Here is a 16710-nt window from a genome sequence, read left to right on the forward strand (position 1 = left end):
GACACATCACTAGGACGTAGCTCCGTCCCTGGCGGGATTATCGGGTGCTCGAAATGATGATCGGGCCTGCTGCTAACTTGGTACGTCACCAGGATGTGCGGTTGCGCTGCTTCGCATATGCTGCTCGGTGAGAAGGGGCGCCGGGCGGGAGGGAACGGTGGGTGTTATCGCAGGGCTGATGTCGTCAGCGGTCGCGATCGGTATTTCCGTCGCCAATCTCTACCTTGTCTCGCAGGTCGTGACGGGATGCCTCCCGGCTCGCCGCCGGCCCGTACCGCCCGCCTGGCGTCCTCGGATATCAATCCTTATTCCAGCCCATGATGAGGAGGAAAATATCTCCCGGGTGATCGAAAGCCTGAAACCGCAGCTACGCAAGGCTGACAGGATTCTCGTGGTGGCCGACAATTGCACCGACCGAACGGCGACTCTTGCGGCCGATGCCAACGCAGAGGTCCTTGTTCGGAATGATGAGTTTCACAAGGGCAAGGGATATGCATTGCATGCCGGTGTTGGACACCTCGCAAAGGATCCACCGGAAATCCTTGTCGTTATCGACGCGGATTGCGTGGCCGCTCCGGGGGCGTTGGACCTGCTTGCAGGCGAGGCGCATCGTACCGAGCGCCCGGTCCAGGGGCGCTATCTGATGCTCGCATCACCGGAAAGGGCCGAGGAACAAGGTCTCGCGGAATTCTTATTCCTCGTCAAGAACCGCATACGGCCCCTGGGCCTCCACCGCCTCGGTCTTGCCTGTCAGCTGACAGGCTCGGGCATGGCCTTTCCGTTCTCGCTCCTTTCCCAGGTTGATCTGTTTCATGGCCATCTGGTTGAGGATCTCAAGCTGGGTATCGAGCTCGCGCGGTTGGATGCACCTCCTCTCTTTTGTGACGATGCGATCATCACCAGCGAGTTTCCCGCCTCGCGGACCGGAGAACTCTCGCAAAGACAACGGTGGGAAAAGGGTCGCCTGCAGATCATCTCCTCGTTGAGCCTGATGCTTTTGCATCTTGGAACCTATCTCCGGCCGCGACTGTTTTTACTCGTCCTTGACGCATTGATCCCCCCGCTTGCCCTGTGGGTGACCGCGTTGATGACTTATGCCGTGGGCATGGTAATTCTGGGAGTGCTCGGCTTTGTGACATGGGAACCTGCAGTGGCCGGAACCAACCTGATCGCCTTCGCAACGGCGATCGCCATAGCCTGGCTCACGCAGGGTCGAAGAAGTGTCAAGTTCGCAGCGGGAATGGCCAGTACACCCGGTATGATCTGTCAGCGTCTAAAGTCCTACCGGTTCCTGACGCGTCATGGAACCAATGAATGGATTCGAACAGACCGGACTGCCGGGAAGACTGAAGAAACCTGATCGAGGCTTCCGTTTCAGCTCTTGAACCATCGCCTGTACGGGAGCGATGAACTCCGGCTTAAGGCGCGGCCAGGCTCAAATGGGGTTGCGGCCGATGGACCCTTCCGTTGACAGGCCTTTGGCTTCATCCAGACGGTCACGCAAGAGCTCGCCGGCTCGAATGCTCATGGCAGCAATGGTCAAGCTGGGGTTTACGCCGCCACTCGATGCGAAGCACGAGGCATCGACGATGTAGAGGTTCTCAAGGTCGTGCGATCGATGTTCGCTGTCCACGACGGAGAGTGAGCGATCCGCTCCTAACCGACAGGTGCCGCATGCGTGACCGAAGTTCAAATTGACATCACGCGTGAGCAGAACTGTTCGACGATGCCGAAACGCACGGCGGTACAAGGCTCGGAATCTCATGACACGTTGTCGCAGTTCGGTGTCGATCGTGTATTGAAAGTGAACCGTGTCAGGCTCGTCAGCGAGCACCTTGACCCGGTTGTCGGTAGACGGATAGTCTTCGAGGACCGTCGCAAAAATCGTAGCGCGGCCTAACAACCAAGCCCCGATGAGAGCGAGGGCGTGGAAAATGGGCTTTATCGGCCGCAACAATCGCCACCATCCCATGTCGAGCCTCTGCTTAAGAAAATGCGCAACATGACGCGGGCCGACGGAAATCCCCGTGGACTGCAAGATGCCAAACCGCTCCCCCGGCCCGTCATAGAAATCCCGTAATGCAATCGAGCGCTGGGCTTGGCCGCCTTTCCCACGCGGCCATACCGCTACGAAATCGGAGACGTGGAACATGAGGTTGCACCCGACCACTCCGGAAGAGTTGGCAAGGCCATCAGGCCAGACGTTGTTTGCTGAACGCAACAGAAGATGTGGCGTCGACAAAGCGCCGCCTGCCAAGGCAAATATCTTCGCCTTGACGGTCAGGACGTCATCGTTTCGTCGGCAGAGCAAGCTTTGAACGCGTTCCTGGCCGGCCTCGAGGCGCACAACGGTGCAACGGTCGATCAGATTTGCGTTTCCAGTCGCAAGTGCAGGCTCGATGAAAACTTGTTTGGCCCCAAGGGGGGAGACTCGACCGAACTGCCCGACAATGCCTTGCCTTGGAGGGTCACAGGACGCATTATGGATACGGTATGGCCTGTACCCGTTCCTCATCAAGAGGTTGAAGACGTCGCGGTCCGGCTCTCCTAAGCGTGCGGGCGCCTGCAACGCAGCAGCAGGTCCATCGTGGAATGGATCTGCTGTTCCGGTGACGCCGAACATCTCCTCAACTCGCCGATAATAGGGCTCAAGCACATCGTAATCGAACGGCCATCCTCCTGCGCCCCGTTGCTGACATTCAGGTAGGAAGTTAGACCGCGAGAATCGTTCCAAGGTGCCTGCATAGAGCAATGTCGAGCCGCCACTGCCACAGCCAAGAGGTGGGAAGAACCTTACCGGCCGATGGTCAATGAGTGCACTGAGGCGATCGGGCCAGCGAGTTTGCGCCAATCGGATTTCAGGATCGGATTCGTCTGGATCATCGTCATCAACGTCTTGTCTGTCTGCGTATCCCTTTTCGAGAAAAACCACCCGGTAGCCTGCTAATGAGAGCACGTAGCCAAATGCGGCTCCGCCCATTCCCGCACCCACTATTGCGATATCCCACTCCATCGGCACCCCAGTTGAAATCCATAGGCAGGTCAATCGGAAGGGAGGCGAGGCTTTTCTCAGTAGCATCACAGCTGTCAGCCGCCGTAACTTCCCGCTCTAGGCCACCAGCTCGGTCAGCGGCATCCGAGAGATTCATAGCGAGGTTTGGCTGAACTTCTCACTTCGCAATAAGGCCATCCGCCGGAAGGTGTAGAAGGTAGCGTCTGTTCCACCACACCTGGGAAGTGTAGTTTGAGGAGGGTGTTGGGGTAACAATCATGGCTGGGGACGTGCAGTCGCATCTCGGGCGTATCTACCGCGCGAACGGACAGACAAGTCCGTTCGAGGGGTTGGCGTACAACGCCATTGGTTGGATTGTTGCAGGTGTCGATTTTCTTTTCCTGCTCGCCACGACCGCCGCAGGGTTCGTCCTCTACGAGGAGTTCAGTTTCAACCTTGATGCAGACCCCTTCCGCTATATCGGCATCGGCCTCGTGATGGCTATGGGCTTCGTTCTGGCGATGCACGGCGCGCAGGGCTATCGACCGGAAGCGATCCTTTCACAACGCCGGCAGATCAGGCTGATATGTGTTTTTATACCCGCCGCTCTCGGTTTCTTGCTGACCGTGATCTTCTTCTTGAAGCTCGGAGCTTCGTTGTCACGTGGATCAATCATCGTGTCGACGGCGCTGTGGATCATAGGCTTGATCAGCCTTCGCTCCTTCTGGCGCTGGTTTCTTCCAGTAGCAGTCTCGCACGGAACATTTGGTCGACGCCGCTTGCTGCTGATCTGCAGTGAGGATTTCGCGGTCTGGAAGTTCCAGGATCAGGCCATACGCACAGGAACGACTGTGGCTGAAGTCCTGCGGATAAGAGACGATGGCTCGATCGGTGAGGATCAGCTTACGCGCGTGGCCACCAAACCTCAGCCTCATCTCGATGAGATCGTCATCCTCTGGAGAGATGCCGAGATAGGGGTACTTGATGCCCATCTTCGGCTTCTGCAACGCTCGACACTTCCGGTCAGTATAGCTTTCGAGGCCATCATCGGAGCCGTCGTCTCCCACCCAAAGCACAAGATCGGAGGCTTGTCATGCTTTCAAACGCAACGCCCTCCGTTCACTACATATGAAAGCATTGTGAAACGCCTCTTTGACATCGCCTTTTCGGTGATCGCTCTGATCTCGCTGGCGCCTCTGATTACATTAGTTGCGCTCGCCGTGAAGCTAGACAGCCCAGGCCCAGTATTCTTCAGGCAGGTACGAAAAGGCTACGGCGGGCGGCCGTTTCAGATTGTGAAATTTCGGAGCATGAGTGTGCAGGAAAATGGAGTCGAGGTCAGACAGGCAAGGCGGGGAGATCCTCGTGTTACTCGTGTCGGCAGCTTCATTCGCTCCACAAGCATTGACGAACTTCCGCAGTTCTGGAACGTCCTGAAAGGAGAGATGTCGGTGGTAGGGCCCCGGCCGCATGCTGTGGCTCACGACGATTTCTTCGACGACCAGATCGGTCCCTACATCTTTCGCCGGCACGTCAAGCCGGGACTGACCGGTTGGGCCCAGGTGAACAACTGTCGCGGAGAGACGCCTAACCTGCAGAAGATGGAGGAGCGCGTCGCACTTGATCTGTGGTATATCAACAACTGGTCAATGATGCTCGATCTCAAGATCGTATGTCGCACGGTCTTTCAGCTTCACGACTATCGTGCGGCTTACTAGGCGGCCCGGGCCCCGTCACTGACATCAACCATCCCAGTCTCATCTACCAGGATTTCTAGCGGCGGCTCATGGCTGATAAAGTTGACGGGACTTGCGGTGGGACCGTATGCACCACTGTTGTGTAGAGCGACGATGTCGCCGACGTTGAGCCGGGGAAGGTCAACGTCGCACCCCAAACGATCGATCGACGTGCATAGCGGACCGACCAGGTTGACCCGCTCGACCGGCCCTCCACCACCAACCTTGTGCATGCGGTAGTTGCGGTGCAACGCCATACCAAAGTGGCCGCTTGCTGGCAGATTATGGTTCATCCCCCCGTCGCAGACGGCAAAACACGTACCGCGCGATAGCTTGGTGGAGACGACGCGGGTGAGGAAATAACCGGCCTCGGCGACTAGGTAGCGGCCTGTTTCGAGTATCAGCTTAGTCTCACGGAAGCGGCGCTCGCCCCTCAGGGTCTCAAATAGCGCCACCGTTTGTGTCCCGACGCGCTCGAGTTCGATCGCCACGTCGGAAGGATGGTAGGGTACGCCCAGGCCGGAACCGAAGATAAGCTTGTCCGGCACGATGCCATGACGCCTGCAGACTGTCTTGAAGATATCCAGGAAGCTTGCGTAATTCTCCACCGCCGCATCCGCCTTGAGGCCCTGTGTACCGGCGTAGATGTGGAAACCTGTGACATCGAGCCACTCAAGCTTGCCAATGGCCAGTATGGCTTCATCGCAATCTTCGACATCGATACCGAAAGGCGAGGGTCGACCACCCATCTGATCGCCAAAACCCTTTGGAATCGACGTCGGCGATAGCCTTATCAGCACCTTCTGCCGCCGCTTCAATCGTGCTGCGATCCTGTTGGCTTCGATTGCTTCTCTCGTCGATTCGATGACAAGCTCACCAAGAGCGCCGGAAATGACTTCCAGGAGCTCCGCCTGCGTCTTGCCCGGACCCGTGAAACTCATCCGCTCCGGCAGCCACCCCGCGGCAAGAGCCCGTCGGAATTCCCCTGCGGAGGAGATATCGAGATAATCGACGACATCGCGGAGCCGGTCCAAGAGGACACCGTTTGGATTGCTCTTTACAGCAAAGCTGATGGTGAACTGCTGCGCGAAAGCCTCGCGTAGATGCCGGCCTCGTTTCCTGATCTGAGGCATGAAGTAGACATAACATGGGGTCCCAAATTCCGCGGCCGCCCTCTCCAGCCACCAGTCAAGCGTCGCCGGCTGTTCCATCAGGCCGCTGCCTCGACAAAACGCAGGATTCGCGCGGGGGTGTCGAAGTTTTGCAGCGTCACGTCTTCAGCGCGGATCACCATTCCGCCGGCCTGCTCAATGAACGTGAGCAGGTTCACCATGGAGACTGAATCCAGGAGCCCCGAGGAAAACAGGGTGCTTTCGACCCGAACATCCGAGACCGACAGCGTCTCATGCAGGTAGCTCAGCAGGGTGTCTTCGTTCAGCTTCATGACAATGCTCCCTCATTGAGTGGTGCTCGCGGAATAGGTGCGACCGCATCTGTTAAGGCGAACCGTTGCCTGCACTCGCTTACTACGGCAGGACGATCAAGCTTGCCACTTGCGGTCCGTGGCATGGGCTGAGGCCAAAAATGGAAGTGCCTCGGCATCATGTAACTCGGCAGCGACTTGCGACAGTAGTGCAACAGCATGTCTTCGCCGGAGCTGTCTTGAGATGGCGTGACGGCGAGATGAATCGCCTGCCCCAGGTCTTCGTCATCGACGCCGAAGGCGACTGCTTCCGACACCAACTCGCTCCGATATATGTGATCCTCGACCTCCTCCGGGCTGACCCTGAATCCATTCGTCTTGATCATCATATCGGCGCGGCCGACGAACCATAGGTCGCCATCTGCGTCGATCCGGACGGTGTCTCCGCTGTATACCACCGGCTCCAGCCCTATCCGGTCGACCAGCTCGGCACAGGGACGAATTTTTTCTGCGCTCAGCTCAGGTCTGCCCCAGTAACCGAGGCTTACCAGAGGCCCCCGATGCACCAGTTCACCCTCCTCGTTAGGGCCAGCTAGACCAACTCCATGCTTGATGACAAAGACCTCCGCATCGGGAACGGCTTGTCCGATGCTGCCCCTCTTCAGCGCGAATTTGTGCGGCTGCAGATAGGTCGAGCGAAAGGCTTCAGTTAAGCCGTACATGAGAAAGATATCGACTCCTGGAAAGACCAGGGGCATCTTCGCCAGGATGTTGGGGGCCATAGATCCCCCTGAGTTGGTCACACGTCGAAGGCAAGGAAAGCTCCGTGGCGACGCCGTGAGAGCGCGCACGATTTGCCCCCAGAGCGGCGGCACCGCGGCCACGCCCGACACTCGTTCGCGCTCCATGGTGTTGATGACCTCGGCCGCCAAGGGGACCGGTTGATGAACCACAGTCCCACCAAGCAACATCATCGTCGTCAACTGGTTGAGACCATAGTCGAAACTGTACGGAAGCACACTGAGTAGGCGGTCGTCCTGCGTCAGTCCCAGGTAGCGGGCGACAGAGCGAGCACCGGCGAGAATGTTGTTGTTGCTCAGCATGACACCTTTCGGCATGCCGGTCGAACCCGAGGTATAGATGATCATAGCCAAATCGGTGCTCATTCGCCGAGCGACGTTGGGCGATCGAGAGCCACAATTCGATCTGCAGTCCGTGAACCGTGCGTCAACGGGAGGCGTGCCGTTAACAAGAACCCGAGTCACCGAGGTCGGTAGGCCCCGCGTCGAAAGAGCGGTTGCTGCCCGGGGATCTAGGATGATGCAGGACGCGCCGCTATCATTCGCAATGTAGGCCACCTGCTCCGCAGTGCATTGGGAATTGACGTTCACGATCGCCGCTCCCAGTTTCGCTACGGCGAACATCGCCGCGACTTCCGCTATGCTTTTCCGGAGTTGGATTATAACGCGGTCTCCACGCGACACGCCTGCTTCGTAAAGATGGTCGGCAAGACGATCCGTGACTTCCGACAACTCGCCATAGGTGGACTCGACTCCGTCCTCCACGATTGCGACGCGATCAATGGCATCGGCAACATTGTCCGCCAGGAGATCGTAGAAGCTCGTCGCCAACGCACTCATTGCCGGGCCCTTTCGGTGGTTGCCGTTTGGACCTCGAAGGCACAGAGCCTGGGGACGATCCGCGCAGGTGACCCGTAAGCAACACTATCCGAGGGTACGTCCGTCATTACTGCCGTGTTCGCCGCAATCCGTACACGATCCCCGATCTTGATCTCTCCCAGAACCGTCGCGTTTACACCGATGAAGACATCGTCTCCGATGATCGGAGGCCCTCCTCTCATGTTCGTCCCAATCGTGACGTTGTGCATGATGCCGCAGCGCTTGCCGATAATCGTGTGGGGATGGATCGACAATGAGCCCTCCGCGTGGATGATGTGGAAACCTTCGCCCACAACCACAGTTGGTGGAATCCATATCCGTGTGACAAGCGCGATCGGGGTATTAATCAGACCGTAAAGCTTCCGGGCCAGCCACAGAGTAGCTGGATGTCGACGCTGATCGCACCACCGCCCAAACCGGTAGGCGAACAAGGCCAGGAAGCTGGCATTCATGCTCGATCCATGCCGCCGATAGTCTCTCCGCACATCAGCAATGAACAGGAACAGCGGCGGGCCGGCGAGGTCAAGGCGGCCCGCCAGACGCTGCAGTCGTGGTATTTTGAGTTGGGGAATGAAAGCCGGTCCGCCCATCACGCCTCCAAAAGATCCAATGTGGCGGCAACCTCGCCCCAGCGAACTCTAAACCCATCCCTGCCGCCGTCACCTACGACGAAGGCGTACCTCTGCCCTTGCCTGTCAGTCGACACTTTGAGGACCGAAACCACGCGGTCACTCGGCTGAATGGTGAGCAGGCTGGCGTCGGGCGGCATAACGACCATTCCGTGCGCTAGTTGGCTTCCTTCCACGCCCGCGACCACTCGTGCGCCCGCACATGCCTCGATTAAAGTCGACAACGGGGAAGTCGTCGGATCTATGACCCGAAATCCACGTTCGACGCTGAGCTTTTCGGCAATCTCATGTTCATTGAGGAGAAAACGGCGCTCGCCGCTCTTGCCACGAAGGAGGAAGACACCGGCATGACGTGATACCGACAAGGGCCCCACGAGCAGACGTCGCATTCTCTCCGCACGGTCACGCTTGCCGTCGTTATGTCCTTCATCGTCGAAGGCGAAGAGTTCGTCGAAATGTGTACCGTCTACCGGAGTGGCGGAGATGCGCAGTCTGTGTTCATAGTCGCGCTGATGATCCGTTGGCCGGGCACGCGTGCGCACTACCGACCCGTCTCCCTCGGGTAACAATCCTCTCAAGCAGTCGTCCAGCAGCCACATGCCGAACCATCGGTTGCCCATCCAGCTTTCTGTGATTGTCGCTCGTCCTATCGCCGCTGATGGACGCGTATATAATGGAATGGATGAAGCTCTCGACCTCAGGAGGGCTGCTCCCTTCGATGTGTAAAGGGTGCCATCCAGAAGATCCACGTCAGTCAGACGAAGGCCCCAGGTCGCGGATTGTTCGCTCGTATATCCGCCGGCCAAGCCACGGATAATCTCTTCCGGAGGACCGAACTCGGTGCCACGAATGCGTTCCATCTGGCCGGGAAGGAAATAGGCAGGTGCAATGTATCGCGTCGTCGCCGGCGAGATCATCCAGCGCTCTGTCGCCAACGCTTGCAAGCTGCGCTGAGGACGCCGGAATACCTTGTGCACATGGTGGTGGAGTGGCCGCCAGTAAAGCAAGTCGATACCCCCGTCCCCGTAGCCCCCGCAGGAAGATCTGAAGACAATCATCACACATCTGCGCCGACCGAACCGCTACCCTAAACGGTGATTTCCCTACCTAGTTTGCGGTACGTTTTCCTCGCGTCCGGCCGAACGCCAACGAGAGATGCCTCACGTCGGCAAGCAGATCAGGGATCAGTGAAGCCATTGCGGAAACGCCATCCCAGCCGCACAAACCGAACGAGCTTCCGCACAGGCCGCATCATCTGGTTCGTTCCTGACCAGCCATAGGCACGATCAGTGTAATGGAGGTATTGGAGGATGAAAGAAAAGCGCGTCGTCAAAGTCGGATCAGGTACGACCGCCGGGCGCGCCCCATATCTTTCCAGGAACTGCTCGGCCAGGCGAACGAGCTGACGAGCCTGTCGCTCGTCTAAACCGGAACCTGCGGCCGTTTCTGAAATGTCACTATGCCATTTGGTGTCGGTCAGAACCATGGCAGTGAGGACCGAGAGGTAGAATACGCCGAGCGGCGACAGGTGAACCTGATCGTCAAAGAGGGCCTCCACTCTTTCATTCCGATTATGGCCATCGAACCCTTCAAGCTCCTCACCCGACCGAAGGGCTTCCACAGCGAAGGCAAGCCCAAGTGCCGCCGGTATAACTTGGATTTCTCGGTTTTGGCCTTGTTGGCGCAGCCTTTCGTTCACCCGGGCGATCACGTGGTCCCAAATGATGTGGGCTGCCCTCTCGTAGCGGACCCATGCGTCAGTGTCGTCCAGATCGGCGCGACTTATCCAGGGCGTCAGGAAGAAGCTCTTTCCATCTGGACGCTGCGTGGCGAACCATTCCTGCAGGCGCCGAAGCGAAGACGAGGTGCCCTCCCAAGCAAGCGCATCCAGGATTCGGTGTTGCTCGGTCACGATCAGTACATCCGAAACATCACTATCCCCGTCGTGGGTGTTCGAGGAACGAGTATGGTCCGGAACGCCGTTGCCATCTTTAAGGTGCTTCGCCAAACGCTGCCGTATCGAGGAACCCTCCACGGCATGAAGATCCCATAGGATACGGGCCCCCCGTTCTGACAGGAGCGCCTCAAGCGAGCGCGCTAGGCGATGATCGGTGAGGCTGTGCCCGGATATCAGCAAGAACATCGTCGCTGGCGGCTTTGCTTCCGCGGCACCCGCCGCCGGAGCTGCTGCAAGCGGCTCTCCCGCTCCAGGCAACGCAACCGTAATGGCGATTGCCGCCGCTGTTGTGACCATCCACCCAATCGTGCTCATGCAGCATGCCTCAAGATGATGCCACGAGGCTAGGCTGGACTTCGGACCCCGCCAATATGACCATCAGCGGCGCACGTACCACTTCCGGGGGCCAACTCCCCTCAGCGTCATACGATAGGCAAAGTGGGATTACCGCTTTGAGCTTGGTTCTCAATGTGTGCAACCGAGCCCTAGTATGGTTGATCGTAATGGGTTGAGGGATCCGCGATGTTGGGAAAGGTCACATGGCCGCCCCTGGCGATAGCTTTGCTTGCCGGAATGCTCCCGCCTTCGCCGGCAGTGGGGCAAGCATCCTACACGCTACAACCCGGTGATACTGTTCAGGTTTGGATGGCGCAGTCCCAGGATCTGCGACGGGATGTCGTCGTCGGGCCAGATGGAGGAATATCACTGCCTCTTGCAGGTCACGTCCTTGCCCAGGGACAGACTCTGCTTGAGCTCGAACAGACTCTGCGTGAGCGGCTGAGGCCTTTATTCAGGCAGGCAGACCTGACGCTTATGCTGCGTCCCGGACGCGATGCGGTGATCTATGTCGTCGGCGAAGTTACCGAACCAGGCGCCTTCCCTTACAGATCGAACATGACAGTCTTGCATGCCATTGCCGTCGCGGGCGGCATATATCGCGCGGCCGTGCTTCCTGCCGACCAGGACAGGTCCGTCATTGTCGCTAGGCAAGTTGATGACGGCAAGCAGCGTCTCCGCGAATTGTCTGCGCGCATCTTGCGGCTGGAGGGCGAGATTGCAGGCCGAAGCTCCATCCTCGACGACAGCAATGCCTCGCAGGACCCCTTGCTGGTTCAGGAGCAGGCACTCATGGAGGCGCGGGCATTGACGGTTGCAACCTTGGAAGATGCACAGCGGCAGGCCAAGCAACTGAATGACCGAAACATGCAGGCGCTTGAGGAGCAGGTGGAAACGGTGACACGCCGGATCGAACTCGCCCGAGATCGACTGAAAAGCGTCTCGAACCTTATCGCGCGCGGGGGAGCGGAGAGTTCGCAACGCAACCGTCACGAAGCCGAGATTGCCGAACTCGAGGGACGGATCAGTGCACTCACAACGGAAATGGTGGCCACCGAAAGAGCCGCAAATGCTGAAACAGCGCGGTATCAGGCCGCCCGGCAGGAGCGCCAGACACAACTTCTGACCGATCTGCAGGCGGCGCGGCGGGCCTATGACGAGACTACTGAACGTCTGTCGGACAGCAAAAGGATCATGTCCATTTATGGAGCAAGCGCCAGTGCGGCACAGGACCGGAGCGAGCGGACCATCGGCTACGTTATAATCCGCATGCGCGACGGTATAGCCTCCGAGTTGGAAGCGGCTGAAACTTCAGTCCTTCAGCCGGGTGATCTCGTCCGCGTGCGATATGCGGAGCACCCGCAGTCTACCGCGGCAACGCCGAACTTGGCCGCCTCGGCCAGTACGGCCATCGGGCGTGCCTCCACTTCTGCAGTGCCGGAGACGCAGTGATGGTCGAATTGATCTGGCGAAACGCCATCTATTACCTCCTGCTCTTTCTTCGCCGACCGCTCGTCGCGCTTTTGCCGGGCCTTCTCACTTTGGTCGGCGGGACCTACTTGGCCCTCAATTTCGAGCGCCCTTTCTACAGCGAAGGGCTGCTTATCATCGACTTCCAGCAGATATCCTCGTCCCTGGTCTCACCGACTGTCGCGAACGACAGGCTTCGGTTCATCGATCAACGGGTACTGTCTCGAGACAATCTCGTCTCCTTGGCAGATCGATTCAATCTGTACCCTGATCTGCCTGGAACGGTGTCGGAAGCAGCGATTGCCACGATGGTTCGAAGCAACATAACCCTGCAGACGAACCTTTCCGAAGGCTCAGACGGATTGGCAAGTGCTACCGTGCTCCTCGGCTTCAAACACACCAGCGCCAGCACGTCGGCTGCCGTCGCCGACGCGCTCATCCACATGGTGATCGAGGAAAATCGGCGCATCAGGACCTCACAGGCATCCGAGACGACCAAGTTCCTGCAAAGAGAGGTGGAAGATCTATCCGCCCGCCTGAAGCTCAAGGAGGAAGAATGGTCGCGTCTCGGGCTGGAGAACCAGGATGCGCAGCCTGATCGCCTTCCGACGATGCTTATTGAACTGCAGGGCAGGGAAGACGAGCTTTTGACCGTACAGCAAACGCTGGCGGCGAGTCAGGAGGAGATCAAGCTTCTCGACGCTCAGCTCCGTGCGGGGCTTGACGCGACAAGTCCCCGGGCTCGTTTGAAAGATCAGATCGCAGCGATCGATGCCGAGATTGCCGAGGCGCACCTGCTTTACACCGACGAGCATCCGCAACTTCGCCTTCTGAAGCAGAGGGCGGCGGAGATGAAAAGGGCTTATGATACGGCTTCCACTGCGGCAGCACCGGCAGTAGGTATGCTGCCTCCCGACCTCGCACTGATAGCGGAGCGCCTCAACCAGGCGCGACCGCGCCATGAGGCATCTACTTCCCGACGAGCTGACCTCCTGACAAGGATCGCACAGCTGAAGAACTCCATCGCATTAGCAACCGAAGCTGAAGGCAAGCTTGCAATCATCGAGGCGGACCGGCAGTCACTTCAGCGTAGCCTGGACGAGATGAAAGGTCGGCTTTCGACTGCCTTGATGGGCGAGCGACTGGAGTTGAAGAACATCGCATTTCAGGTGGACATACTCGAGCGTCCTACCGTGCCAAAAAATCCGTCTGGGCCACGCAGGCTACTATTGCTCGCCGGCGTCTTGCTGGCTTCGGCAGCGATTGGGACCGGGACTTTGGTTGCCTCCGACTTATTGGATCAGCGGGTTCGCGGAACCTTCGATTTGAATGAAGCACTAGAGGGCCAGACGCTGGTGCTGGTGCCGGACTGGAAGCCAACCCGTCCGGGCAAGGCTCTTTCCCGGTAACGAGGAATCCGGCCGAGAACCAGCCTCGAACAATCGGCCCGGTGGCCGCAGGTAATGTCAACGGGGGTAAGCAAGATGAAGCTGCACAATAGTATCCGTCCACGCGGTCGTATCGCAGATCGTCTTGGGGGGCCTCAGCTGACTGACGCAACACAATCAGCATCTTGCGCAGATGTAAGCGAACACGCACTCTGTTTTCCTCTGTCGCCTACCCATGTCCATCCGCTGTCAGCGACCTATCTGCAGCAACGCCGGGTCATTGCCTTCTGCCCGGATCACCGTGTCACACGCGCCTACGACGTATTGCGCAATCAGATTGTAAACCACCAACTCGGGCCCGCCGCGCACGTCCTTGCGGTTACGGCACCAACGCCGAAGACGGGGTCCTCGGTGACAGCGTTGAACTTGGCGTTTAGTTTTGCCCGTCTGGCCGCCGGCGTCATCGCGCTGATCGACACCGGTGATAAGACATCCTCCACGACGAACCTCCTCAATCTGAGTCCCCCCGCCAAAGGCGGCTCCGATCGCGGCGAACATCTCATCGTCGACGCTGCAGGTGTCCGTTTCAACCTCGTGAGGCCGCGCCCCGGTGAAATCGGGATTACCGGGCATGCGGAACTGGCTGACAGCATCGAGCTCCTGAAACAGGCAATCTCGCCAAACATCATTATTCTCGACCTGCCGCCACTCCTGCGTAGCGACAAGGCGGTGCAGTTGGTCAGCCGCGCCGATTCGACGGTGCTGGTACTCGCGAGCAACTTCACCACGCGCAGCGATTTCGATATATGCCGTACATTTTTCCCTTCGGATCAGAGGCTTCAGGTTGTACTTAACAGGGCGCGCAGGCATGGGCTATGAGCGCACGACTGATCATCGTTATCGTCAACTATCGGACCGGCGCACTTGCGGTTGATTGCTTGACATCATTGTTTGCGGGCACGCTGCCGTCTGAAACCTATGTCGTGGTCGCTGACGCGGCTTCGGGAGATGACTCGGTGCCCACGCTCGAGAAAGCGATCTCCCAAAACAGCTGGGCAGAAGCGGTGCTAATGTTGCCTCTTCAAGACAACCGTGGCTTTTCGGCATCGAACAATTGCGCACTCGAAGCGGCCATCGGGCGCTTCGGACGACCACGCTACGTACTGTTCCTCAACCCGGACACGCTCGTGCGGCCGGGCGCGCTGCAAGCGCTCCTCGACTTTCTGAACATCCATCCTAGAGCGGGGATTGTTGGAGCTCATCTGGAGGATCCAGATGGAACTCCCCAGGCCTGCGCATTCCGCTTCCCGACAGTCTTGGGGGAGTTGGAAAGTGAAGCCAGGATTGGTCTGCTCTCCCGGTTATTGTCCATGTGGAGGATTGCTCCCAAGCTACCGGACTTGCCGGCTAGGGTGGATTGGGTGTCCGGCGCCGCTCTGCTTGCGAAAATGGAGTTGTTGGAGGACACCGGCGGCTTTGATCCTGATTATTTTCTCTACTTCGAAGAGGTCGACCTATGCCTTCGCGCTGCGCGGAATGGCTGGGAATGTTGGCATGTTCCCGATAGCCATATCGTGCATCTGGTCGGCCAATCCACCGGCGTCACCAGGAAGATGCTTCCGAGCCGCCGTCCTCCCTATTGGTTCCGATCGCGCCAGCGCTTCTTCGTGAAGCATTACGGTCGCGGCTACATGGCACTTTCCGATCTTGCATGGGCCGCAGGACAGACCCTGTGGCATCTTCGCCTTGTTCTGACTCGAAGAGGCCAAACAGTTGACCCGCCTCACCTTTTCAAGGACTTTGTGCGCCACAGCGTGACGTTCCATTTTCGACCTGCCAGGTCCCGGGCATCCTTGCCCCTCTCGATCGACGCAGGCTGGGCCCGGTGGGCGGTGATCAAACGCTCCAGCAAGTGAGCCGCTTCGCGCACATCGTGACGCTCTCGAATGCGATGACGTGCTGCCTCGCCGCACACCATCAGAGCATGCGGATCCAAGGTCAGGATATGGCGCAGCGCCCGAGCCAGGGACTTCACATCTCCCGCAGGGACGAGCCAACCGACATCCGGCGTCACCAGTTCCGGTATGCCGGCAATGAAGGTCGCCAGAACAGGCCGTCCCAGAGCCATACTCTCCATTAGAACCACCGGCAGGCCTTCCGCCAGGCTCGGCAGCACCAGCGCGCGTGCCCTTAGCAGTTGCTCCTTCACCTGATCCTGAGTTGCTGCTCCCAAAAGCTCGATGCAGTCATCGAGACCAAGCTGGTTGATCCGCCGCTCTATATCGCGACGAAGGGGTCCCTCCCCTACGATGGTAAAGTGAAACGGAATCCCTTGGGCGCGCAATTTTGCTGCGGCATCGAGCAGGATGAAATGCCCCTTCTGCTCCGATAGCCGCCCAACAGTGACCAGACGCCGATTTTCTCCTTGAACGGTCGAAGCGGCATTGAGATAGTCATCACCTACCCCGCAACGCACGACATGGATCTTCTTCCAGCAGTCCATCGGCACCCAACGCAGCAGCTGGCTCCGGCCATAGGAAGAAACGGCGACAACAAATGCCGCCGCAGCAATCTTGTCCGACAGGCTCAATGCCTCGGGACGATCGAATTCCTCGGGGCCATGGACGGTCATACTGAAGGGGACTTCTGTGATGGCATGGGCTACGAGCGCCACGGCCGCTGGATTCGTGCCGAAGTGGACATGCAGGTGTTCCAGCGCGTAGCGACGACACCAGGAGGCGAGGACCATCCCTTCCAACAGATACGCCATGTGGCGCGCGTAGCTGTTCCCGTTGCGAGTGGCCAGATTGACCATGAGCATCAATGCCCGCATCGAGCGGAGAGGCGCCCGGAAGAATATCCTTGCGACGCAGCCAAGGAGAACAAGGGCACGCAGATCAAGGATATAGTGAGTGAGATTTGCCTCAGCGATGTCATCCGGATCGATGACCGTGGTTCTTGAGGGGCGTACCGCAAGACGCTGGACGACATGGCCACGTTGCTCCAACGCTTGGATCTCGCGGCGGATGAACGTGTGGCTCACCGTGGGATATTGGTTTGTGAAATAGCCGATCTGCATGTCGGGCCACCCCACCCATTC

Annotated in this window: 13 protein-coding genes and 1 pseudogene; 6 read left to right on the forward strand and 8 right to left on the reverse strand. The window is 58.6% G+C overall.

Translation table 11 applies throughout. The annotated features are described in order from the left end of the window. Window positions 1–157 precede the first annotated feature (157 nt). Complete coding sequence (locus tag NT26_RS15890; protein WP_152335984.1) at window positions 158–1360, forward strand: glycosyltransferase family 2 protein; 1203 nt, start codon at window positions 158–160, stop codon at window positions 1358–1360. 75 nt (window positions 1361–1435) lie between these two features. On the opposite strand, the gene NT26_RS15895 is transcribed toward NT26_RS15890, so the two are convergent. After that, window positions 1436–3013: a GMC oxidoreductase gene (locus tag NT26_RS15895; RefSeq protein ID WP_065814549.1), complete on the reverse strand. Its 1578-nt coding sequence runs from the start codon at window positions 3011–3013 to the stop codon at window positions 1436–1438. Window positions 3014–3270: 257 nt separating this feature from the next. On the opposite strand from NT26_RS15895, the gene NT26_RS15900 reads away from it, so the two are divergent. After that, window positions 3271–4710: an exopolysaccharide biosynthesis polyprenyl glycosylphosphotransferase gene (locus NT26_RS15900; RefSeq protein WP_082077734.1), complete on the forward strand. Its 1440-nt coding sequence runs from the start codon at window positions 3271–3273 to the stop codon at window positions 4708–4710. Here NT26_RS15900 and NT26_RS15905 read toward each other — a convergent pair. The 6 genes from NT26_RS15905 to NT26_RS15930 form a co-directional block, all read right to left on the reverse strand. Next, window positions 4707–5939 (reverse strand): type III PLP-dependent enzyme domain-containing protein, encoded by a 1233-nt coding sequence (locus tag NT26_RS15905; protein ID WP_052640204.1) that lies wholly within the window; start codon window positions 5937–5939, stop codon window positions 4707–4709. The genes NT26_RS15900 and NT26_RS15905 overlap by 4 nt on opposite strands. Continuing rightward, window positions 5939–6172 carry an acyl carrier protein gene (locus NT26_RS15910; protein WP_052640206.1) on the reverse strand — a complete coding sequence of 78 codons (234 nt, stop codon included), beginning with the start codon at window positions 6170–6172 and terminating at the stop codon, window positions 5939–5941. The genes NT26_RS15905 and NT26_RS15910 overlap by 1 nt, the downstream gene beginning before the upstream one ends. Further along, window positions 6169–7791: an AMP-binding protein gene (locus NT26_RS15915; RefSeq protein ID WP_052640209.1), complete on the reverse strand. Its 1623-nt coding sequence runs from the start codon at window positions 7789–7791 to the stop codon at window positions 6169–6171. The genes NT26_RS15910 and NT26_RS15915 overlap by 4 nt, the downstream gene beginning before the upstream one ends. After that, the gene (locus NT26_RS15920; protein WP_082077735.1) at window positions 7788–8420 is read right to left on the reverse strand and encodes a serine O-acetyltransferase; all 633 of its coding nucleotides are present in this window, start codon (window positions 8418–8420) and stop codon (window positions 7788–7790) included. The genes NT26_RS15915 and NT26_RS15920 overlap by 4 nt, the downstream gene beginning before the upstream one ends. Beyond that, complete coding sequence (locus NT26_RS15925; RefSeq protein WP_052642268.1) at window positions 8420–9466, reverse strand: glycosyltransferase family 61 protein; 1047 nt, start codon at window positions 9464–9466, stop codon at window positions 8420–8422. Before NT26_RS15925 ends, NT26_RS15920 begins: the two co-directional genes overlap by 1 nt. Before the next feature lie 170 nt (window positions 9467–9636). Beyond that, entirely contained in the window at window positions 9637–10467 is an 831-nt protein-coding gene (locus tag NT26_RS15930; RefSeq protein ID WP_152335988.1) for a hypothetical protein, read from the reverse strand. 522 nt (window positions 10468–10989) lie between these two features. Between NT26_RS15930 and NT26_RS15935 the strand changes: the two genes are divergently transcribed. From NT26_RS15935 to NT26_RS22450, 4 genes are all read left to right on the forward strand, one after another. Then, window positions 10990–12204, forward strand: coding sequence for a polysaccharide biosynthesis/export family protein (locus tag NT26_RS15935; protein WP_280136230.1), 1215 nt, complete (start codon window positions 10990–10992; stop codon window positions 12202–12204). After that, on the forward strand, window positions 12204–13631 hold the full coding sequence (locus NT26_RS15940; protein ID WP_052640216.1) for a GumC domain-containing protein: 1428 nt from the start codon (window positions 12204–12206) through the stop codon (window positions 13629–13631). The genes NT26_RS15935 and NT26_RS15940 overlap by 1 nt, the downstream gene beginning before the upstream one ends. A gap of 390 nt (window positions 13632–14021) precedes the next feature. Further along, window positions 14022–14489: a P-loop NTPase family protein gene (locus NT26_RS15945; protein WP_152338631.1), complete on the forward strand. Its 468-nt coding sequence runs from the start codon at window positions 14022–14024 to the stop codon at window positions 14487–14489. After that, window positions 14486–15526 carry a glycosyltransferase family 2 protein gene (locus NT26_RS22450; protein WP_082077737.1) on the forward strand — a complete coding sequence of 347 codons (1041 nt, stop codon included), beginning with the start codon at window positions 14486–14488 and terminating at the stop codon, window positions 15524–15526. The genes NT26_RS15945 and NT26_RS22450 overlap by 4 nt, the downstream gene beginning before the upstream one ends. A 47-nt stretch (window positions 15527–15573) precedes the next feature. Here the strand turns inward: NT26_RS22450 and NT26_RS23340 are convergent. Then, a pseudogene (locus NT26_RS23340) lies at window positions 15574–16689 on the reverse strand (glycosyltransferase); the annotation flags it as partial. Window positions 16690–16710: the final 21 nt, after the last annotated feature.

Source organism: Pseudorhizobium banfieldiae, assembly GCF_000967425.1.
Lineage (GTDB): Bacteria > Pseudomonadota > Alphaproteobacteria > Rhizobiales > Rhizobiaceae > Neorhizobium > Neorhizobium banfieldiae.

Excerpts from the sequence above, each read along its gene's own strand:
- NT26_RS15895 (WP_065814549.1), bottom strand. The coding sequence starts at position 3,013 with ATGGAGTGGGATATCGCAATAGTGGGTGCGGGAATGGGCGGAGCCGCA.
- NT26_RS15900 (WP_082077734.1), top strand. The coding sequence starts at position 3,271 with ATGGCTGGGGACGTGCAGTCGCATCTCGGGCGTATCTACCGCGCGAAC.
- NT26_RS15905 (WP_052640204.1), bottom strand. The coding sequence starts at position 5,939 with ATGGAACAGCCGGCGACGCTTGACTGGTGGCTGGAGAGGGCGGCCGCG.
- NT26_RS15910 (WP_052640206.1), bottom strand. The coding sequence starts at position 6,172 with ATGAAGCTGAACGAAGACACCCTGCTGAGCTACCTGCATGAGACGCTG.
- NT26_RS15915 (WP_052640209.1), bottom strand. The coding sequence starts at position 7,791 with ATGAGTGCGTTGGCGACGAGCTTCTACGATCTCCTGGCGGACAATGTT.
- NT26_RS15920 (WP_082077735.1), bottom strand. The coding sequence starts at position 8,420 with ATGGGCGGACCGGCTTTCATTCCCCAACTCAAAATACCACGACTGCAG.
- NT26_RS15935 (WP_280136230.1), top strand. The coding sequence starts at position 10,990 with ATGCTCCCGCCTTCGCCGGCAGTGGGGCAAGCATCCTACACGCTACAA.
- NT26_RS15940 (WP_052640216.1), top strand. The coding sequence starts at position 12,204 with ATGGTCGAATTGATCTGGCGAAACGCCATCTATTACCTCCTGCTCTTT.
- NT26_RS22450 (WP_082077737.1), top strand. The coding sequence starts at position 14,486 with ATGAGCGCACGACTGATCATCGTTATCGTCAACTATCGGACCGGCGCA.